Source organism: Paraburkholderia sp. BR10937 (genome assembly GCF_040965695.1).
Taxonomy (GTDB): domain Bacteria; phylum Pseudomonadota; class Gammaproteobacteria; order Burkholderiales; family Burkholderiaceae; genus Paraburkholderia.
This window is the reverse complement of the sequence record NZ_JBFRCL010000004.1, coordinates 115,330-136,077: the sequence shown is the minus strand read 5'-3', so window position 1 is coordinate 136,077 and position 20,748 is coordinate 115,330. Positions and strand designations below refer to the sequence as shown.

At 65.1% G+C, this 20,748-nt stretch carries 16 protein-coding genes and 2 tRNA genes; 13 read left to right on the top strand and 5 right to left on the bottom strand.

All coding sequences use genetic code 11. The features are described from left to right. Positions 1-12: 12 nt before the first annotated feature. Entirely contained in the window at positions 13-1,314 is a 1,302-nt protein-coding gene (locus AB4Y44_RS05265; protein WP_368698891.1) for an MFS transporter, read from the bottom strand. A 42-nt stretch (positions 1,315-1,356) separates the two neighbouring features. Continuing rightward, on the bottom strand, positions 1,357-2,832 hold the full coding sequence (locus AB4Y44_RS05260; RefSeq protein WP_368698890.1) for a mannitol dehydrogenase family protein: 1,476 nt from the start codon (positions 2,830-2,832) through the stop codon (positions 1,357-1,359). 135 nt (positions 2,833-2,967) lie between these two features. Here AB4Y44_RS05260 and AB4Y44_RS05255 point away from each other — a divergent pair, with 135 nt between their 5' ends. Genes AB4Y44_RS05255 through AB4Y44_RS05240 form a run of 4 tightly spaced genes read left to right on the top strand, consistent with a single transcriptional unit; the run spans position 2,968 to position 6,521 of the window. Continuing rightward, on the top strand, positions 2,968-3,699 hold the full coding sequence (locus tag AB4Y44_RS05255) for a GntR family transcriptional regulator (protein ID WP_368698889.1): 732 nt from the start codon (positions 2,968-2,970) through the stop codon (positions 3,697-3,699). 19 nt (positions 3,700-3,718) lie between these two features. Further along, on the top strand, positions 3,719-4,927 hold the full coding sequence (gene manD, locus AB4Y44_RS05250; RefSeq protein ID WP_133180697.1) for a D-mannonate dehydratase ManD: 1,209 nt from the start codon (positions 3,719-3,721) through the stop codon (positions 4,925-4,927). A 35-nt stretch (positions 4,928-4,962) separates the two neighbouring features. Continuing rightward, positions 4,963-5,991 (top strand): Zn-dependent oxidoreductase, encoded by a 1,029-nt coding sequence (locus tag AB4Y44_RS05245; protein WP_368698888.1) that lies wholly within the window; start codon positions 4,963-4,965, stop codon positions 5,989-5,991. Positions 5,992-6,023: 32 nt separating this feature from the next. After that, on the top strand, positions 6,024-6,521 hold the full coding sequence (locus tag AB4Y44_RS05240; RefSeq protein ID WP_342919778.1) for a DUF523 domain-containing protein: 498 nt from the start codon (positions 6,024-6,026) through the stop codon (positions 6,519-6,521). A gap of 28 nt (positions 6,522-6,549) precedes the next feature. Here AB4Y44_RS05240 and AB4Y44_RS05235 read toward each other — a convergent pair whose 3' ends face one another. Then, positions 6,550-7,428, bottom strand: coding sequence for a LysR family transcriptional regulator (locus tag AB4Y44_RS05235; protein ID WP_368698887.1), 879 nt, complete (start codon positions 7,426-7,428; stop codon positions 6,550-6,552). Positions 7,429-7,525: 97 nt separating this feature from the next. On the opposite strand from AB4Y44_RS05235, the gene bla reads away from it, so the two are divergent. Both bla and AB4Y44_RS05225 read left to right on the top strand, forming a co-directional pair. Continuing rightward, the gene (gene bla / locus AB4Y44_RS05230; protein ID WP_368698886.1) at positions 7,526-8,431 is read left to right on the top strand and encodes a class A beta-lactamase; all 906 of its coding nucleotides are present in this window, start codon (positions 7,526-7,528) and stop codon (positions 8,429-8,431) included. 150 nt (positions 8,432-8,581) lie between these two features. After that, a complete protein-coding gene (locus AB4Y44_RS05225) occupies positions 8,582-10,315 on the top strand; it encodes a methyl-accepting chemotaxis protein (RefSeq protein WP_368698885.1) in 1,734 nt (577 codons plus the stop codon). Between the two features lie 83 nt (positions 10,316-10,398). Here the strand turns inward: AB4Y44_RS05225 and AB4Y44_RS05220 are convergent, their stop codons facing one another. Beyond that, positions 10,399-11,820 carry an aldehyde dehydrogenase family protein gene (locus AB4Y44_RS05220; RefSeq protein WP_342919782.1) on the bottom strand — a complete coding sequence of 474 codons (1,422 nt, stop codon included), beginning with the start codon at positions 11,818-11,820 and terminating at the stop codon, positions 10,399-10,401. Between the two features lie 101 nt (positions 11,821-11,921). Here AB4Y44_RS05220 and AB4Y44_RS05215 point away from each other — a divergent pair, with 101 nt between their 5' ends. The 4 genes from AB4Y44_RS05215 to AB4Y44_RS05200 all read left to right on the top strand — a co-directional run bounded on the left by AB4Y44_RS05215 (position 11,922) and on the right by AB4Y44_RS05200 (position 15,989). Continuing rightward, positions 11,922-12,869, top strand: a complete 948-nt coding sequence (locus tag AB4Y44_RS05215; protein ID WP_368698884.1) for a LysR family transcriptional regulator — start codon at positions 11,922-11,924, stop codon at positions 12,867-12,869. A 358-nt stretch (positions 12,870-13,227) separates the two neighbouring features. Next, positions 13,228-15,417: a TonB-dependent siderophore receptor gene (locus AB4Y44_RS05210; protein ID WP_368698883.1), complete on the top strand. Its 2,190-nt coding sequence runs from the start codon at positions 13,228-13,230 to the stop codon at positions 15,415-15,417. A 134-nt stretch (positions 15,418-15,551) separates the two neighbouring features. Beyond that, positions 15,552-15,636: transfer RNA gene (locus tag AB4Y44_RS05205), tRNA-Leu, on the top strand. Positions 15,637-15,913: 277 nt separating this feature from the next. Continuing rightward, positions 15,914-15,989: transfer RNA gene (locus AB4Y44_RS05200), tRNA-Ala, on the top strand. 110 nt (positions 15,990-16,099) lie between these two features. Here the strand turns inward: AB4Y44_RS05200 and AB4Y44_RS05195 are convergent. After that, positions 16,100-16,600, bottom strand: a complete 501-nt coding sequence (locus tag AB4Y44_RS05195) for an Lrp/AsnC family transcriptional regulator (protein WP_342919785.1) — start codon at positions 16,598-16,600, stop codon at positions 16,100-16,102. A gap of 195 nt (positions 16,601-16,795) precedes the next feature. Here AB4Y44_RS05195 and AB4Y44_RS05190 point away from each other — a divergent pair, with 195 nt between their 5' ends. From AB4Y44_RS05190 to AB4Y44_RS05180, 3 genes are all read left to right on the top strand, one after another. Next, positions 16,796-17,812 (top strand): 1-aminocyclopropane-1-carboxylate deaminase, encoded by a 1,017-nt coding sequence (locus AB4Y44_RS05190; RefSeq protein WP_342919786.1) that lies wholly within the window; start codon positions 16,796-16,798, stop codon positions 17,810-17,812. Positions 17,813-18,303: 491 nt separating this feature from the next. Next, positions 18,304-19,974: an MASE1 domain-containing protein gene (locus tag AB4Y44_RS05185; protein ID WP_368698882.1), complete on the top strand. Its 1,671-nt coding sequence runs from the start codon at positions 18,304-18,306 to the stop codon at positions 19,972-19,974. Continuing rightward, a complete protein-coding gene (locus tag AB4Y44_RS05180) occupies positions 19,955-20,620 on the top strand; it encodes a response regulator (RefSeq protein WP_368698881.1) in 666 nt (221 codons plus the stop codon). Before AB4Y44_RS05185 ends, AB4Y44_RS05180 begins: the two co-directional genes overlap by 20 nt. Positions 20,621-20,748 lie beyond the last annotated feature (128 nt).

Here is a 20,748-nt window from a genome sequence, read left to right as displayed (position 1 = left end):
CTCACGCGCTGGTTATGAATACGCCTCGTCCGCGAGCGGCGCGCGCTTGCGGGTGTCGCGAATGAAAATTGCCGAGAGCGCCGCGCCGGTGAGCGCAACCACGCCGGCCAGCGCGAACGCGGTGGCGAACGAGCCGCTGCGCTCCACCAGGAAGCCCGTCACGGCCGGTCCGATCACGCCCGAAAGACTACCCACGCAGTGCATGCAGCCGCTCACGCTGCCTACCCTGGCGGAATGCACGACGTCCTGCACGATCGCCCAGTAGAGCGCACCCGTCGCATAGAGCAGGAAGAGCGCAATGGACATCAGCGCAATGGCTGCGACAGCGGTATGCACGAGGCCGGCAACGCCCACGCACACGCCCGTCGCCGCGAGGCAAGTGGACAGGACGAGCTTGCGCGAGAGCATGAGCTTGCCGGTCCAGCGGAAGATCGCATCAGAGATCGCGCCGCCCGCCGCGAGGCCGACGGTGCCCACGAGCCAGGGCACGACGGTGGCGAGACTCATCTCGCGGATGTTGAGGTGATGCGCCTGCACGAGGTAGCTGGGGAACCAGCTCAGAAAGAAGAACAGCACGTAGTTATAGGCGAAGAACGCCACGGCCGCCGCGATCACGAGCGGCTGGCGCAGCCATGCCGAGAGCGGCAACGAAGCGGCACTGTCGGGCACGGCGTGGGTCGCGTGCGCAACACCCGGTCCACGCCGCGCGGGCTCGGCTTCGTCGAGCGTGCTGACGAAGCGGCTCTCCGAAGGACGGTCGGCCGTGAGCAGCATCCACGCGACGCACCATACAAGGCCGATCGCGCAGATGATCCAGAACGCCGGGCGCCAGCCGAAGCTGATCGCGAGCAGCCCGATAATCGGGCCGGCAATCGCGCCGCCAAGTGGCGAACCGGCGCTCAGGAGTCCCATGGAAGTCGCTGCGATGTCGTGCGGCATCCAGTTGTTGACCATCTTGTTCGCGCCTGCGCAGAGCGGCCCTTCGGCCATGCCGAACAGCACGCGCAGCACGAGCAGGCTCGCGAAGCCCACGGCCACGGCCGTGAGCCCGCAGAAGATCGACCACAGCCCGACCGCGAGAACATACACGATCTTCGGCCCGAGCTTGTCGCTCGCGAGGCCGCCCACGAAGTTGAACAGTGCATAGCCCACGAAGAAGCTGCTGAACACGATGCCCATCTGCGCCGCATCGATGCCGAGGTCCTTTTGCACGAGCGGTGCAGTAATCGAAAGCGCCACCCGGTCGAGGTAGTTGATGCCGTAGACGAGGAATAACAGGAAAACGGTTATCCATCCCATCGTGCGTTGTTTCATGTTCTGTCTCCAGTCTTTATAGATATGGGCGCGCGTGCGGCGTCAGGCCAGCGCGGGGCAGGTCAGCAGCGCGTTCGTGCCGCGCCGGCGCAGCGCTTGCAGATGTCCGGCGAGCCGCTCGGCGAACGCCTGCGGCCACGGCGTTGCGCCAAATACGCTCGTGTGCGAGAGGGCGGCCTGCACGGTGTCGAGCGTCGTGCTCGCGCCGCGCAGCTTCGCGGCGAGCGCGGGGGCGCCAGGATCGCTCACCACGAGCGACGTGCCCGCGTCGCTGCGTTCGGTCGCGAGGTAGTGCAGCCAGGCGGCGAGCGCGCGTTCGAGATGGGGACGCTCGATACCGCGCACGAGGCTCTCGCGCAGCGCGGGTAGCCAGCGCACCGGCACTTTCTGCGTGCCGTCCGTCGCGATCTGGCTGGTACGGTGCGCAAGCGTCGGGTTGGCAAAGCGCGCCAGCAGATCCTGGCAGTACGCATGGACGTCGAAGCCGGGCGGGACCGTTACGGTGGCGAGCAGGTCCTCGGTCATCAGCGCGCGCACGAAGGCGGCCATGGCGGGATCGTTCATCGCATCGGAAACGGTTTCGCGCCCGCGCAACTGGCCCACGTACGCAATCGCCGAATGCGAGCCGTTCAGGAGACGCAATTTCATGGCCTCGTACGGGTGCACATCGCGCGTGAGCAGCGCGCCCGCGTCTTCCCACGCGGGGCGCGGGCCGCTGAAGCGGTCTTCGATGACCCACTGGGTGAACGGTTCGCACACGATCGCGGCTTCGTCGCGCAGGCCGAGTTGCGCGGCAGCAGCGTCGAGCGAAGCGGGCGTGGCGGCCGGTACGATGCGATCGACCATCGTGTTGGGAAACGCGATCGTCTCGCCGATGCGCCGCGCGAGCGCCGGGTCGAACTGCTCCGCATACTGGATCAGCAGTTTGCGCAGCGTGTCGCCGTTGGCCTGCATGTTGTCGCAGCAGACCACGGTGAGCGGCGCGCCGGCGGAGCGGCTGCGGATGCCCGCGGCGAGCACGCCCAGCGTGGTGCGCGGCGCATCGGGTGTCATGAGGTCGTGGCGGATGCCTGGGTCGCCGGCGTCCAGCTCGGCGCCGGCGGGCGCGAGGCTGTAGCCCTTCTCGGTCACGGTGAGGCTCACGATGGCGACGCCGGGGTCCGCAATCGTGCCGAGCACCCGGTCCATTGCCTCGGGCGCGTAAAGCGCGCCGCGCAGCGCGCCGACCACGCGGCACGCCGTCGTTTCGCCGCTGCGCTCGGTTACCGAATAGAGGTGGTCCTGGGCGGCCAGCGCTTGCGGCACACGCGGCTCGCGCAGGCTCACGCCGACGCTGCCCCAGCGCGTGTCGCCACGCTCGAGCAGCGTTTCCGTATAGAGCGCCTGGTGCGCGCGATGAAACGCACCGAGCCCGAGATGGACGATGCCGGGGCGCACGCGCTGGCGGTCGTACCCTGGCTGGCGCACGGTTGCCGCGATTTTTGTTAGTGAGCGCTCGCACAGAAGGGGTGCTGTCATTGCTTTGTACCATGGTACGAATGCGAATGAATGAAGCTTATTCCGATGTCATATCTCATTTTATCGGGGTTAACGCTATGGGGTGACCGTATGGCGCATTTGCTACCATGGTACGAACAGTCATCCCTTACTGACATGAGCCAGACCGTCATCGAACCGCAAGAGGACACCGTCCTCGCCGCACTGAGCGGATTCGTCGCCAATCCCGACGCTTCTTATCGCCCCCAGGTGCACGCCTTTCTGCGCGACGCCATCGTGCGCGGCACGCTGCCGCCGCGCGCAAGCCTCTCCGAAGCCGCGATTGCCGAAGCGCTGCAGGTCAGCCGGACGCCGGTGCGCGAAGCGCTGGCGCAGCTCGCCGACGAGCATCTCGTCAACATCTACCGCAAGGTCGGCACGATCGTCGCGCCGATCTCCGTGTCGCAGCTCGAAGAGGGGCGCTTCGCGCGCAGCACGCTCGAATGCGCGAACCATGTGCAGCTGGCCCAGACCATCAGGCCCGACCAGCTCGCGGAGTTCGGCCGGATCGTCGACGACCAGCGCGACGCCGTCGCGCGCGGCGACGTGGACCGCTTCTTCGATCTCGACGAGCTGATGCACCGCCGCCTGTTCGAATTCGCGGGCCGCGCGCACGTGTGGGAAATGCTGCAGCCGATGAAGCGCCAGTTCGACCGCGTGCGCTGGCTGCTGCTCGACCGTGTGGCGGACCACGCGCAGCGCGCGCTGCGCGAGCACGAGCTGATCCTCGCGCATATCGCCTCGCGCAACTTCGCGCAGCTGGGCGCGACGGTGGCGAGCCATATCGACCGCGTGGGCTCGCATCTGCCGGAAGTGCAGGCGCGCGTGCCCGACTATTTCGTCGAATGAAAGAGAGTGGAGACAGCAATTGAAGATTGAACGGCTGCAGACGATCGTCACCTGCCCCGGCCGCAATTTCGTGACCGTGAAGATCGTGACCGACGAAGGCGTGTACGGTCTTGGCGACGCGACGCTCAACGGCCGCGAACTGGCCGTGCGCGCGTACCTCGAGGATCACGTGTTTCCGTGCCTCGTGGGCCGCGACCCGCGCAATATCGAGGACATCTGGCAATACCTCTATCGAGGCGCGTACTGGCGGCGCGGCCCGGTGACGATGACGGCGATCGCCGCGATCGACATGGCGCTCTGGGATATCAAGGGCAAGCTCGCGAACATGCCCGTGTATCAGCTGCTGGGCGGCAAGAGCCGCGAAGGGCTGATGGTCTACGGCCACGCAAACGGGCGCGACCATGAAGAGGCCATCGACGCGGTGCGCCAGCACGTGGAGGAGGGCTACCAGGCGATTCGCGTGCAGTCGGGCGTGCCCGGTCTCGACAAGGTGTATGGCGTGGGCAAGGTCAAGGGCGAATACGAGCCCGCCCAGAAGGGGCTGCCGCCCGAGGAGCCGTGGGACACGGCGCTCTATCTGCGCCATACGCCCGAACTCTTTCGCAAGGTGCGCGAGGCCGTGGGCTTCGGCCCGCATCTGTTGCACGACGCGCACCACCGCCTCACGCCGATCGAGGCCGCGCGCCTGGGCCGCGACCTCGAGCCGTATCGCCTCTTCTGGCTGGAAGACGCGACACCGGCCGAGAACCAGGAGAGTTTCCGCCTGATCCGCAGCCACACCAGCACGCCGCTCGCGGTGGGCGAGGTGTTCAACTCGATCTGGGACTGCAAGGACCTGATACGCGAGCAGCTCATCGACTATATCCGCGCGACCATCGTGCATGCGGGCGGCATCACGCATATGCGCCGCATTGCCGATTACGCGGCCATGTACCAGGTGCGTACGGGCTTTCACGGCGCCACCGATCTTTCGCCGGTCTGCATGGCCGCCGCCGTGAACTTCGGCCTGTGGGCACCGAACTTCGGCATTCAGGAATTGATGCCGCACAACGCGCTGACGAATGCCGTGTTCCCGCATCAGTACCGCTTCGAGAACGGCTTCCTCGTGATGGACGACGCGCCGGGGCTCGGCGTGGATATCGACGAGACGCTGGCCGCGAAGTATCCGTATGAACGCGCCTACCTGCCGGTCGCCCGCCTGCGCGACGGGTCGATGTGGAACTGGTAGGCATACCTGATCAAATATTCATGGAAGCGTCCACTATGTTGAGCGTCGTAGTCGATCGACCGAACAGCCTCGCCGTGCGCGAGGTGCCCACGCCTACGCCCGCCGCGGGAGAAGTGCGCGTGCGGGTGCGTTATGCGGGCATCTGCGGCTCGGACCTGCACATCTATCGCGGGCACAATCCGTTCGTGTCGTATCCGCGCATCATCGGCCACGAGTTCGTGGGCCGCATCGAGTGCGTGGGCGAGGGCGTCGACGCCGCTCGCGTGGGCGAACTCGTGGCCGTCGATCCCGTCATCAGCTGCGGGCGTTGCCACGCATGCCGGATCGGGCGGCAGAACGTGTGTCGCAATCTCGTCGTGCTGGGCGTGCATCGCGACGGCGGCTTCAGTGAGTATGTGTGCGCCCCTGCGCGCAACGCGTACCGCATTCCCGAGCGTATTGCGCAATCGTGCGCGGCGATTGTCGAGCCGTTCGCCGTGGCGGCGAACGTCACGGCGCGCACCGGCGTGCTGGACAGCGACGTGGCGTTGATCTACGGCGCGGGCACCGTGGGGCTCACGATCCTGCAGGTGCTCAAGCGCGTGTACGGCGTGCGTGCGTTCATTACGGATCAGCTCGACGAGCGGCTCGAACTCGCACGCAGCTGCGGGGCGCAAGCCGACGAAACGATCAACACGCGCAATGAGCCGCTGGCCGACGCGCTGCGCGCGCGCGGCGTGGAAGACGGCCCCACGCTGATCTTCGACGCGGTGGGCCATCCGTCCATCCTCGAAGAAGCGGTGAGGCTCGCGGCGCCCGCGGGACGTATCGGGCTGCTCGGCTTTTCGTCGACGCCTTCGGCCATCGCGCAGCAGGAGCTGACGAAAAAGGAGCTCACGTTGTGCGCCTCGCGCCTGAACTGCGCGATGTTCCCGACCGTGATCGACTGGCTGGAGCGCGGGCTCGTCACGCCGGAATCGATCATTACGCACAAGGTGGATTTTCGCGAGGTGAGCAGCGCGTTCGAGTTGGCGGAGCACAATCCGCGCGAAACCTGCAAGGTGTTGCTCGACTTCGGCGCGTAAAATGCGGGACGTGCAACAGAATTTCATCGCGCATGCTCCCCCGAATACTCGTTAGCGCTTGCCTGCTTGGCCGCCCGGTTCGATACGACGGCTCGGCGAAAACCGTTGCGCATGCACTGATCGAGCAGTGGCAGCGTGAGGGGCGGCTCGTGCCCGTATGTCCTGAAGTCTCAGGCGGGTTCGGCGTGCCGAGGCCGCCTGCGGAGATCGCAAACGCCGCTTCGGGCGCCGCGGTGCTCGCGGGGATCGCACGCGTGATCGATGCGCGCGGCGAGGACGTCTCCGCGTATTTCGTCGAAGGCGCCCGCGTCGCGCTCGAACTGGCGCTAGCGCACGACTGCCGCTATGCGTTGCTGACCGATGGCAGCCCGTCGTGCGGCAGCCGTGCGATTTACGATGGCAGTTTCGCGGGCCACAAACACGCGGGCGCAGGGGTGACGACTGCGCTGCTGCGCCAGCACGGCATCGAGGTGTTTGCCGAAGCGGAAATCGAGGCGCTTCACGCGCGGCTCACACAGGCAAGCGCGTAGCAGACTAACCGCGACGGTAACCGCGCAATCACCCTTCCTCGCCGCTACCGGCTTCCTTCACGATCCATTGCTTGAACGCGCGCATGGCGGGCGTCGCCGTCTTCCCCTTCTGCGACGTGAGCCAGTAGCTGCCCGCCTGCACCTCGATGTCGAAGGGCCGCACGAGCCGGCCCGCCGCGAGATCGCGCTCGAACATCGAAACCGGGGCGAGCGCGATGCCCGCGCCCTGCATCGCCGCTTCCACCATGAGCCGCGACGAATCGAATACGGGTCCGCGCACGGGACGCGGCGCGAGCTCGGCGGCTTCGAACCAGAGCGCCCAGTCGTCGGCGCGATACGAGCGCAGCAGTTTTTCGTTGGCGAGACTGGCAGGGCTCTGCAGACGCTGCGCGATATCGGGTGTGCAGAGCGCGGCGAGCGGCGCGTCGAACAGCTTCGCGGCGCGCGAACCCGGCCAGGTGCCGTCGCCGAACCGGATGGCGAAGTCGAGGCCTTCGCCCGCGAGATCGACGAGATTGTTGTTCGTCATGATGCGCAGCTCGACGAACGGATGCGCGTCGTGAAACGACTTCAGGCGCGGCATCAACCAGCCCACCGCGAAGGTCCCCACGGCCCCCACGGTCAGCACCTCGTGAAAGTGGCCGCCCTCGAACTGCCGCAACACGGCTTCGATGCGGTCGAACGCATCGGAGAGCACGGGGCGCAGCGCGAGACCTTCGTCGGTGATCGCGAGGCCGCGCGGCAGGCGCTTGAAGAGGGTCGCGCCAAGCCGCTCCTCGAGCGTGCGGACCTGCTGGCTCACGGCCGCCTGGGTGACGTTCAGCTCGCTCGCCGCGCGTGTGAAGCTCAGGTGCCGCGCCGACGATTCGAAGGCGCGCAAGGCATTGAGGGGCAGATGCGTTCGCATGATTGGGTCATAAGATTTTCTGGGGCAGGGCGCAATTTATCATCGTTTGTCACCTCGTGGAGAACACGCGATAGTGGCGGCTCTTCAAGGAGAGGCCATGATCACGCGACGTAGATTCACGATGACGGTGTTGGGCGGTGCGATAGCTGGTGTTGCATCTCAGGCATTCGGTGCAACGGTGGGAACGGCGCGGGAGGCGGACGCGGCGTCCGCCGGCGCAGCGGAAAAGCAGCTCGCCGCCATCGAGGCGCAGGCAGGCGGACGGCTCGGCGTGGCGATGCTCGATACGGCGAACGGACACGTGCGCGGATGGCGCATGCACGAGCGCTTTCCGATGTGCAGCACGTTCAAGGTGTTGCTCGCCTCGGCCGTGTTGACGCGCAAGGATCACGGCAAGGAAGACCTCGCGCGCAAGATCGTCTATTCGCCTGCGCAAGTCGTGTCGTATTCGCCGGTGAGCGGACCGCGCGCGGGCAGTGAGGGCATGACGGTCGCCGAGTTGTGCGAAGCCGCCCTCACGCGCAGCGACAACACGGCGGCCAACCTGCTGCTGGAGAGCATTGGCGGCCCTTCGGCGATTACTGCTTTCGCGCGCAGCCTTGGCGATCCGGTCACGCGCCTCGACCGCAACGAGACCACGCTCAACGAAGCGATCCCCGGCGACCCGCGCGATACGACCACGCCCGCCGCCATGGTCGCGAACCTGCGCGAATTGCTGCTGGGCGAGCGTCTTTCCGCGGCATCGCGCGAGCAGCTCGTTGCATGGCTCGTCGCCAACAAGACCGGCGACGCGCGTTTGCGCGCCGGCTTGCCGAAGGACTGGCGCGTGGGCGACAAGACCGGTACCGGCGACCGGGGCACGGCGAACGATGTGGCCATCGTCTGGCCCACCGGACGCGCGCCGATCCTCGTCACGACCTATCTCACGGGCGCGACGCACGCGAGTCCGGCGCAGCGCGATGCGGCGATCGCACAGGTCGGAGTATGGGTGGCGAGTCTCTGAGAAAATTGATAAGGGATCCTGATCGTATGAAAAGAGACCGAACGTTCGCTCGACGCGCGCGTTCCTTACGCGTTGTCATATTTGCAACAGTGACTTAATTTTTTGGCGTCGATGTCGTCAATAGGGATGACCTCTCACTACGGCGTCCCCATGTCATTCCTTACCAGAATCAAGATCGGCCCGCGTCTCGGCGCGGGCTTTGCCATTGTGTTGCTCCTGCTCGGCGCAGTGGGCGGGATCGGCCTGCTGCAGGCTTCGCGCATCTTCGACGGCACGCAGGAAATCGGCACGAACTGGCTGCCCAGCGTCGAGACGCTTGGCAACATGCGCAACCAGGCGCAGGACGCGCGTCGCACGTCGCTGCGCATGCTGATCGCCAACGACGCCAAAGAGAAGGCGGCGCTGCACGACCAGCACGCCCAGATGATCAGCCAGTTCGGCACGATGTTCGACAGCTATTCGAAGCTGGTCTCCTCGGCCGAAGAGCGCCGCGTGGCCGATTCGATCGGCACCGCGTGGTCGCAATATCTGGACGACGACAAGAAGATCGAGGCCCTGGTCATGTCCGCCGATGGCGGATCGCCGGATGCCCGCGCTGCGGTTTCGACCGCATCGGCGAAGTCGTTCGTGGCGGTCATGGATCTCATCAACCAGGACGTGACCCTCAATCACAATGGCTCGATCGCCGAAGTCGCCATGGCGAAGGCGGCGTACCACAGCGCGGTCGCCTGGACCATCGCGCTGATCGTGATCGCCATCGGCTTCGGCGCGACGATTGCGCTCTTCATCACGCGCTCGATCACGGGCCCGATCGCCCGGGCCGTGGACGTGGCCGAAACGGTGGCGCGCGGCGACCTGACCGCGCGCATCGAAGTGGACGGCACCGACGAGGCGGCCCAGTTGCTCGGCGCGCTGCGTCACATGAACGAGCGGCTCGTCGACCTCGTGGGCCGCGTACGCACGGGCAGCGAAGGCATTGCGACGGCTTCCGCGCAGATCGCGGCGGGCAACACCGACCTGAGCCAGCGCACCGAAGAGCAGGCCGCTTCGCTCGAAGAAACGGCGGCGAGCATGGAAGAGCTCACGGCGACCGTCAAGCAGAACGCCGATAACGCGACCCAGGGCAACACGCTGGCGGGCCAGGCCTCGCAAACGGCCACGCGCGGCGGCGAAGTGGTGGGCCGTGTGGTCGATACGATGCGCGATATCGCGAACAGCTCCGAGCAGGTCGCGCAGATCATCTCGGTGATCGAGGGCATTGCCTTCCAGACCAACATCCTGGCGCTCAATGCAGCCGTGGAAGCGGCGCGTGCAGGCGAACAGGGCCGCGGCTTCGCGGTGGTGGCCGGCGAAGTGCGCACGCTCGCGCAGCGCAGCGCAACCGCAGCGCGCGAAATCAAGGAACTGATCAGCGTATCGGTCGAGCGCGTGAACAACGGCACGGCGCTCGTGGACGACGCGGGCCGCACGATGGGTGAAATCGTGCAATCGGTCAAGCGCGTGGCCGACCTGATGAACGAAATTTCGGCAGCGTCGGGCGAGCAGCGCACCGGCATCGAGCAGGTCAATCAGGCCGTCACGCAGATGGACGAGGTTACGCAGCAGAACGCGGCGCTCGTCGAGGAAGCGTCGGCGGCGGCGCAGTCGATGTCCTCGCAGGCAGCGGCGTTGCGCGAGCTGGTGTCGGTGTTCAACATCGGTTCGGCGGGCCGTGTGGCAGCGACGAGCGTTGCGCCGGTAACGAAGGTCGCTGCGAGCGCAACGGCCAGGCGTCCCGCCGCTTCGAGGCCCGCGCCTGCGCGTGCCCCCGCTGCGCCCGCGCCGAAGGCGGAACGCCGTGAACCGGCGGCGGTCACGTCCGATGACGACTGGCAGACATTCTGATGTAGCACGCTAAAAGTGCAGTTCAAGCGCCCCGGTCAGCAGCACAACCGGGGCGTTTTTATTTTGATGCGCTCAGCGGCGCATCAAAGCACGCCGAGTGTGGACTTCGGTTCCAGAAACGCTTCGATCCCGAACGCGCCGTACTCGCGCCCGATGCCCGATTGCTTGAAGCCGCCGAACGGCGCAGCCGGCTCATGGGCGAGCGTGTTGACGAGCACGCGGCCCGCATCGATTTGCGCGGCCACGCGGCGTGCGCGCGCGATATCGGGCGAGAGCACGTAGGCTTGCAGGCCATAGGGCGTGTCGTTGGCGATCTCGATGGCGTGTTCCGTGTCGCGATACGCGATGATCGAAAGCACCGGCCCGAAAATCTCCTCGCGCGCGATGGTCATATCGTTCGTCACGCCGCTGAACACGCTGGGACGCACGAACCAGCCCGACTCGATGCCCTCGGGCCGCCCCGCGCCGCCCGCAATCAGGCGTGCGCCTTCGTCAATGCCGATGCCGATATAGCGCTGCACGCGCTCCCATTGCTTCTGGCTCACCATCGGGCCGACGCTCGTGCGCGTGTCGCGCGGATTGCCCGCCTGAAACTGCGCCACCGCTTCCACGACGCGCGCTTCGAATTCGACGAGCCGCGACTGCGGCACCAGAATGCGCGTGCCCGCAATGCACGCCTGTCCGCTGTTCATGAAACCAGCCTGCAGCGCGAGCGGCACGGCTTCGTCGAAATTCGCGTCGTCGAGCACGATGACCGGCGACTTGCCGCCCAGTTCGAGCGTCACGCGCTTGAGCGTTTCCGCCGCCGTGCGCAGGATCGACTTGCCCACTGCGGTCGAGCCCGTGAACGAGATCTTGGCGACGTCGGGATGACCGGCGATGCGCGCGCCCACGGTGTCGCCGCGGCCCGTGACGATGTTGAAGAGGCCCGCGGGCAAGCCCGCCGAATGCAACGCTTCGGTCACGATGCGTGTCTGCAGCGCGCTCATTTCGCTCGGCTTGATGACGGCCGTGCAGCCCGCCGCGAGCGCGGCCGCGAGCTTGCCGCAGATGAAGCCCGCGTCGCTGTTCCAGGGCGTGATCAGCCCCGCAACGCCGAGCGGCTGCATGGTGACCTCGGCCGTGCCTGCGCGCCGCGTGAACGCGTAGCCTTCCAGCGTTTGCGCGGCGTCGCGCAGCACGTTGGAGGCGTGCTGCGCCATCCAGCGGCCGCGCGAGACCGGCGCCCCGTACTCTTGCACGATCGCTTCGAAGAGCGCGTCCTCGCTCGCGACGACGGCCTCGTGCAGCGCCATCAGCATCTCGATGCGCTGCGCTTTCGGGGTGCGCGAAAACGCCGGGAACGCGCGCTTCGCGGCGGCGATGGCCGCGTCCGCGTCCGCCGCGTCGGCGAGGCGCACGCGGCCGATCACGGCCTCGGTCGCGGGGTTGAAGAGGTCGAAGTATTGCTCGCCGTGCGGCGTGGCGAACGCGCCGCCGAGATAAATCTTGTCGATGATCTGCATGGCTGCTCCGGAAAACGTGAGTCAATGGGAGCAAGATAGACGCCTGGCATTGCGTTGACTAGCCGTACAATGGCGCATGACCTGTTGAGCGATTTGGGACAATGAAAACATCGGGCCTGGTGGAACTCGAAGCCGTGCTGGCCGTGGCGCGCCATCGCAGCTTTCGTGCGGCAGCGGACGAACTGAGCGTGTCGACCTCGGCGCTCAGCCACGCGGTGGCGGCGCTCGAAGCGCGCATCGGCGTGCGGCTCTTCAACCGCACCACGCGCAGCGTGGCGTTGACGGAGGCCGGCGCGCAGTTCGTGGGCAGCGTCGCGCCGGCGTTGTCCACGATCCGCGAGGCGCTCGACCAGGCAGGGAGCTTTCGCGACACGCCCTCCGGCACGCTGCGTATCAATGCTTCGGTGGGTGCAGCGAAGCAGGTCATGCCCGTTTTCATCGCTTATCTGCAGCGCTATCCCGAGATGAAGCTCGATCTCGTCACGGAAGGGCGGCTCATCGACATCGTGGTCGAAGGCTACGACGCCGGCATTCGTCTGGCCGAAACGGTGCCGCAGGACATGATCGCCGTGCCTTTCGGCGACCGTCAGCGTTTCGCAGTGGTTGGTAGTCCGGACTACTTTGCGAAGCACAAGCCGCCGCGCACACCTGCCGATCTGAAGGCGCACCGCTGCGTACGCAGCCGCATGCCGAGCGGGCAAATCTACCAGTGGGAGTTCGAGCGGCGCGGCCAGGCGGTGCGCGTGGACGTGGAGGGCACGTTGACGCTCGACGAGCCCGGTCTCATGCTCGCGGCCGCGCGCGACGGACTCGGCCTCGCGTATCTGACCGAATGGAACGTGAACGCGGATCTTGCGGCGGGCACGCTCGTACGTGTGCTGGAGGACTGGACGCCGCCGCTCGACGGGCTCTGCCTCTATTACCCAGGGCGGCGGCACGCGCCGGCGGGATTGCGCGCGCTGATCGAGACGATTCGCGAGCATGCCGACGCCGTGCGTGCGGCTTCGCCCGCGAAAAAGAGCCGGCGCGGGGCTGCCGCCAAAGGCTGATGTTCAACCACATCCGCTGATTCAGCGGCTTCGGTCGTGCTCATATTACCTGCCTCGTCCAACGACGGGTGTTCAGGCGCACGAAGGTAGCGTCTGCGCATTTCCCCCCAATGCTTCAAGGGACGAGGACCTACAAGCGCTCGCCCATGTGGACGCGTTGATTGCTGACACCGCTTCATGCGATAGCCGAGATCTACTTACACCAGCCATACATGGCTGTTGCATTTCCCCGACAGGCAGTGAGCCCATCTTTTAAAATAAGAATAATTCGCATTATCATCTCGCTCTTTCGCTGATCGGGGCCGGATGGCAGCGTGGCCCGGGCAGCGCTCGTTGAACGCAAAGAAGAAGGGAAAGCATGGCTTCGGGGAAGCGCGCGTCGCACACGCGCATGTCGCACACGCGCACGCAACAATGGCGCAGGATCTGCGCCCACGCGATCATTCACTCCACGCTGGCAGCGGGCATCGCCGGCATCGCACACACGGCGCAAGCGGCCGATGCCGACGCGGCAAACCCAACCGCAGCGGCCGACGAAGCCACCGAGCTCGCGCCCGTCAAGATCACGGGCAGCAAGACCCAGGGCTACGCGCCGCAAACCGTCGAGACGGGTCAATACCGCGGCATGGATGCGCTCGACGTGCCGGCCACGGTGAACGTCGTCACGCGCTCGGTCATGGACGCCCAGGGCGACACGGGCCTCTACGACGCGCTGCGCAACGTTGCGGGCGTGACGCGCCAGCAGCTCAACGGACTCGCGTACGACAACCTCTCGGTGCGCGGCATCCCGCTCGACAATCGCTCGAGCTTCTACCTCGACGGCCTGCTTCCCATCGACAACAACATCTGGATGCCGATGGAGAACAAGGAGCGCGTGGAAGTGCTCAAGGGGGCGTCCGCGCTGTACTACGGCTTCGGCGCGCCGGCGGGCATCGTCAACATGGTGATGAAGCGCGCGGGCAGCGAGCCCGTCACGAGTATTTCGGTGCTCGGCGACTCGAACGGTTCGATCGGCGCGGCCGCCGACATTGCGCGCCGCTTTGGCCCGAGCAACCAGTTCGGCATCCGTGTGAACGCGATGGACGAGCACGTCGAAACACCCATTGAAGGCGATCGCGGCTACCGCAAGTTCGTGAGCGCCGCGCTCGACTGGCGCGTGAACGACAAGCTCAAGCTGCAATACGATCTCGAGCACATCGAAACGCGCGTGGTCGAGCAGGCCGGCATCGTGCCGCTAGCCGCCGTGAACGGCAAGATCACGCTGCCCGCCATGCCCGACCCCTCGAAGCTGCTCGTGCCGAACGACAGACCGACCACGGCGAGCGCCACGTCGCAGCTCGTGCGCGCCGACTATGCGTTCAACGACCACTGGAACGCGATGCTCTCGCTCGGCCAGTCGATTACGCGGCGCGACCGCTGGGCCTGGGTGTTCCAGAAGTACAACGTCGCGACCGGCGCGGGCACGCTGCAAGGCAGCCAGCAGTACGGGCAGATGTACGAGAACAAGAACGTGCGCCTCGAAGTGAACGGCGACTTCAAGACTGGACCGTTCATGCATACGGTCACGACGGGTGTCGTACAGAACTGGCTGTTTCAGCCGGACTTCACGACGTACACGTATACGGCGGCGCAAAATCTCTACGATCCCATCGACATCACGACGCTCAAGCAAAGCGGCAGCGCGCGGCAGTTCTACGCGCAGCACGTGCGCAACAGCGGCATCTATCTGTTCGACCAGATCGACATCACCGCGCGCCTGCAAATCGTGGCCGGCGTGCGTCGCTCGGAGTACATGACCTCGCAGGCCGGTACGCCGAGCTCCGATATCAACCACACGTCGCCCTCGGGCAGCATCACCTACCGCATCACACCGCAGACGAGCGTCTACGCGAGCTATGTCGAAGCGCTCGAATCGGCGGGCAGCGCGCCGGCCACGGCCGTCAACGCGAACCAGATCCTGCCCGCGGCAGTGAGCCGGCAGCAGGAAGTGGGCGTGCGCACGCGCCTCGCGGGCAATACGCTCGTATCGCTTGCGCTCTTCAACCTCAAACAGGCCAGCGCCGAAACGAACGCCGACAACGTCTATGTGATGGACGGCAACGCGCGTTATCGCGGCGTGGAATTCTCGGTGCAGGGCGATGTGACGAAGGACGTTTCACTCACTGCATCGGCCGTTTATCTCGACGCGAAGCAGATCGATTCTTCCGACCCGACGCTCGTCGGCAAGACGCCGGAGAATACGCCCCACGTCACGGCGAGCCTGTTTGCCGAATATCGCGTGCCGGTGCTCGCGGGTCTTTCGGTGAATGGCGGCATCTATTACGTGGGGCCGCGCCAGGTGAACAACGCGAACCAGGCACAGATCGGCGGCTATACGCTGTTGACCGCAGGCGTGCGTTACGCAACGCGCGTGTACGGCAAACGCGTTTCGGTGCAGGCGAATCTGGAGAACGCGGCCAACCGGCGCTACTGGAGCGCGGCGGGGTCGAATCAGCTGGGCGTGGGACTCGGACGCACGCTCGAATTGACTTCGACGCTGGAGTTTTAAGCGTTGGCGCGGGGCTTCAAAAAATCTTCACGCAGGGCCTTCAAAAATGCGCGACGAGTCGATACAATGGCGACCCTTCGAGCCCACGAGGCGAGAGTGAACGGGATCTAACGAGTCCCGGGTCGTATTGGATTGCCGACGTGGTGAAATTGGTAGACACGCTATCTTGAGGGGGTAGTGGCGAAAGCTGTGCGAGTTCGAGTCTCGCCGTCGGCACCAACGTTGAATCGAGTATCGTGCGCGGGAATTGCGTGGTGGTACTGGAACGAATTGCATTCGCGTGCTTCGGCTGCGAATGGCGCAAGAGAGCCGGCTGATGAGCCGGCTTTTTGTTTTTGCGGGTGATCGTAAGGACTCCAGCATAGTTCCAGGCGAGCGCGTGAGAGTGCTTGCGAGGTTGCGTGCGCCGCGTATATAATCGCCGCTCTTCGAGCAGGTCCGCAAGCTGACCTGCTCGATTCTGCGTCATCCCACTGGCGCAGAAGTCGTTCTGCATGGGGGTATAGCTCAGCTGGGAGAGCGCTTGCATGGCATGCAAGAGGTCAGCGGTTCGATCCCGCTTACCTCCACCAACAGAACGTGTGGCCTTCGGGCACGTTGCTTCATCATCTTGATTCACCTCCCCGCACCGCATCGAAAATCACGCATCCATTTTCAGTGGATCGCCTTCGCGCGCGCACCGTCACAGCGGCAACGCATGCGTCGACAGAATCTCCTTGAGCACCATGAAGCTGCGGACCTGCCGCACGCCCGGCAAATACAACAACTGCTCCGCATGCAGCTGGTTGAAGCTTTCGTTGTCGCGCGTGCGCACCAGCATGAAGTAATCGAATTCGCCGGTCACGACGTGGCACTCCACGCAGCCTGAAACCTTCTGGGCCGCTTTCTCGAATGCGGCGAACGCTTCGGGCGTCGAGCGGTCGAGCACGAAGCCGATCACGACCAGCATGCCCGCGCCGAGCGCTTTCGGATCGAGCAACGCGACGATTCCGCGTATCAGCCCCAACTCCTTGAGCCGTTCCACACGCCGCAGGCACGCGGGCGCACTGAGCTTCACCCTGGCCGCGAGGCTGACGTTGGAAATCGATGCGTCCTGCTGCAAATGCCTGAGGATCGCGCGATCGATGCGATCCAATGCGGGTGGCTCGTGCGGCGTAGCGGGAGAGCGTCTGGTTAATTTCATTGCGTCCTTAAGTCGTTTTACAAGGTAAAAGTGTTCTGAAGTCAACATGAACGCTCTAAACGTAGGTCGTTGATATTTTTTTAGCAAGCTCATTTCGCGACAACGCGCCTAACATTTCTCCATCGGATTGCGCGTACCAGCCGCGTACCGACCGTTGACCCCGCCCCGCATGAGCCGACCTCCCGGAGATATTCGATGAACCTCCAGCGTTTCCCCCGTTATCCACTCACGTTCGGACCCACGCCCATCCAGCCGCTCAAGCGCCTGAGCCAGCATCTCGGCGGCAAGGTCGAGCTCTACGCGAAGCGCGAGGACTGCAACAGCGGACTCGCGTTCGGCGGCAACAAGACGCGCAAGCTCGAGTACCTGATTCCCGACGCGCTCGCTCAAGGTTGCGACACGCTGGTCTCGATTGGCGGCATCCAGTCGAACCAGACGCGTCAGGTTGCAGCCGTCGCCGCGCATCTCGGCATGAAGTGCGTGCTGGTCCAGGAGAACTGGGTCAACTACTCCGATGCCGTCTACGACCGCGTCGGCAACATCCAGATGTCGCGCATGATGGGCGCGGACGTGCGGCTCGTGCCAGACGGCTTCGACATCGGCATTCGACCGAGTTGGGAGGAGGCGCTCGAGAGCGTGCGTGCGGCGGGCGGCAAACCGTATGCGATACCGGCGGGCTGTTCGGAGCATCCGCTCGGCGGCCTCGGCTTCGTGGGCTTTGCCGAGGAAGTGCGGGCGCAGGAGGCGCAACTGGGTTTCAAGTTCGACTACATCGTCGTGTGCTCGGTGACGGGCAGCACGCAGGCGGGCATGGTGGTCGGCTTTGCGGCGGATGGCCGGGCGGACCGCGTGATCGGCATCGACGCTTCGGCTACGCCGGAGAAGACCCACGCGCAGATCACGCGCATTGCGCGTCATACCGCCGGGCTCGTCGATCTCAGCCGCGATATCGGCGAAAAGGACGTGATTCTCGACACGCGTTACGGCGGCCCGGAGTACGGGTTGCCGAACGAAGGCACGCTGGAGGCGATTCGCCTGTGCGCGCGCCTGGAAGGCGTGCTGACCGATCCCGTGTACGAGGGCAAGTCGATGCACGGCATGATCGACAAAGTGCGCCGCGGCGAATTCGAGCCGGGGTCGAAGGTGCTGTACGCGCATCTGGGCGGCGTGCCGGCGTTGAGCGCGTACAGCTTCATCTTCCGCGACGGCTGAGTTCAAGCGCAGTTCGCTGGCGCGCGAGGCGGGCGCCACAGTCTTTGACTTTGATCACGGCGTGCAGGGCGAAGCGCATCGACAATGGCGCCCTACACGTCGTGGGAGTGCCGGGCCCTGTTGCCTCTCCTGCGAACTCCGCGCCGGGCTTTTTAGCCCGGCGTTTTTTTGGCGGGATTCGAATCGATCTGACCAGCACCAACGAGCGGAAAACCTGACGTTGTTGAAAGGCGCTACGACATGAGGCCGTAAGCGGTTCGATGGCTGCGGCGTTGGTGACCGTCGTCGGAATGCGGACGTAACGTGAAGCACTTCACGCATAAGGAGTGCTGTGTAGTGTTTGATTAACGCGGTGGGTGCCACCACAATCATGAGGTCAGGTCGGGAACAAGCGCCGAGTGACTCACGGACTGACGGGCGGCTCCCTCCGCGTTCACCCCCAAGGGAGCGCGTAGCGTATTCGCACTCCGGCTTCTGGATTGGAAGCGAAAATGGCTACCATTCGGGACACTTCCAGATTCGGCCTCTTCCTGTACACCGGAATGGTTGCCTTGGCGTATTTCGCCGGTGCAAAGCTGGGCCTTTCGTATGCGGTAGTGGGCGGTGCAATCTCTCTCGTATGGCCTTCCAGCGGCATCGCTCTCGTCGCGCTGCTCGCACTCGGCATCGAAGTCGCCCCGGGGATTGCCGTTGGGTCCTTCCTCGCCAACGTGTCGGGCGGCGTGCCTGCAGCCGTGGCCGCGGCGATAGGCATCGGCTCCATGGCCGGACCGTTGACGGCGGCGCTATTGCTCAACCGCGCGACACGATTCCAGATCACCCTCGCGCGCATCAACGATGTGCTGGCCTTCATCGCCCTCGCTGCGGTGACGAGTACGGCAGTCAGTGCGCTGGTCGGCACGACCGCCCTGCTGGGAGGGGGGCTCGTGCCTGCCGCCGGGTACGCCGCAGCCTTTCTGAAATGGTGGCTCGGCGACATGATGGGGGTCCTCGTCGTGGCGCCGGCCCTGTGCAGCTTCCTCACGTATTCGAACCCTGTCCGATCCGCACGGCGGATCATGGAAGCGTGCGGACTGATTGCTGCGACCATTTGGGTGAGCTACCTCATCTTCGGTGCCCCGCAACTTGCCGGGCACGGCTACTACCCTGCAGCGCTCGCGATCTTTCCATTCGTTATCTGGGCGGCGCTGCGCTTCGATCGCCTGGGCGCCAGCATCGTGACGCTGATGGTCTCGGTCGTGGCCATCTGGGGCACGACGCACGGCACGGGGCCGTTTGCTGCCGAATCTGCTGTGGACAGCCTCGTGAGGTGGTGCGCGTTTGCGAACGTCGTGGCGGTGACGGGACTGTTGCTGGCGGCGGCACGCGCTCAGGAACGGGGCGCCCATGACCTGCTGCAGGCGACCCACATCGAACTCGAGCGACGCGTCGAGGAGCGCACCGAAGACCTGGAGAAGGCAAACAACGAGCTAACAGAGGAGATGGAGCGACGCCGTTTGCTGGAAGGGGAATTGATCCGGATCGGCGATCAGCAGCAGAGACTCATCGGCCAGGAACTGCACGACGGACTTGGGCAACACCTGACCAGCCTGGGACTGTATTGCGCGGCCTTGAATCAGAAACTGCAGACCCAGGGCCACCCGGCCGCCGCCGACGCCGCTATCGTCGTCGGCCTGGTCAAACAGGCGTCCTTGATGACCCGCAGGATTGCCCATGGCCTCGATCCGGTCGCGATGGAATATGGCGGACTTGCGGAGGCACTGCAAGCGCTGGCGGAGACGGCTCGCGCGCTCAACGGCGTGGATTGCAAGCTGCGGATCGCGCCGGATGTGGACTTGCTGGACCCGCTGCTGCAGATCAACCTGTACCGAGCCGCACAGGAAGCCGTCAACAACGCGCTGAAATATTGTCATGGCCACCGCATCTGGATCGACCTCGAGCGGGCGGGCGGTCTGCAGACGCTCTCGATCAGTGACGACGGGGTCGGCATCGGCCCGGAGGAAATGGAGCGAGCGTCGGGTCTTGGACTGCACAACCTGCGCCATCGGGCGAGTCTTCTTGGCGGCTCCTGCACCGTGACCCGCAACGGCCTGGGCGGCACCACGGTCGCCATTAGCTATCCGCTACCGGAGGGCACTGGCCATGCACAGGAAATACACTAGCCCAGGCCGTGCGACTCAAATCCTGATCGTGGATGACCACCCCATCATCCGGGACGGGATGACGCTCCTGCTCAATCTGCAAGAGGATCTGCACGTCTGCTGTGCAGCGGGCAGCGCCGACGAAGCGCTCGCGGCGATGGCGTGCCTGCCCGACATGGCCATTGTGGATATCAGTCTGCAGACCGACTCCGGCCTCGAGCTGGTCAAGACGCTGCGGCACCGCTATCCCGATCTCGCGATCCTTGTCCTCAGCATGCATGACGAAAGCTTGTTTGCCGAACGCGCACTGCGCTCCGGGGCAAACGGGTACCTGATGAAACTCGAGGCCACGGAGCATGTCGTGAGCGCCATCCGCGAAGTGCTGGCGGGCAATATCTACATGAGCGCCGCCATGCATGAGAAGCTGGCGCGGGCGCTTGCCGTCCCACATAAAAAGGCCGAGGGCCAAATTGCGAACCTTTCAGAAAGGGAATTCGAAGTTCTGCACCTGATCGGACTCGGCTTCAGCACCCGCGATATCGCAGGGAAGCTGAACCGGAGCGTGAAGACCATCGAAGCGCACCAGGCCAATATCAAGGAAAAGCTGAGCATCCGCAGCGGCAAGGAGCTGACGCGGTTCGCAATTCAGTGGATCGAGAGCCGATAGGGCTGAGCCTGCCCGCTGAATAAGGCAATCCCCTAGCCTCTTATAGGACGGTCGCCTGGTTCATGCCCGTGGGGTCGGCGCATACAGTCGTAACTGTCCAACACCGAACGCTCTGCCGCCGGTGCCTC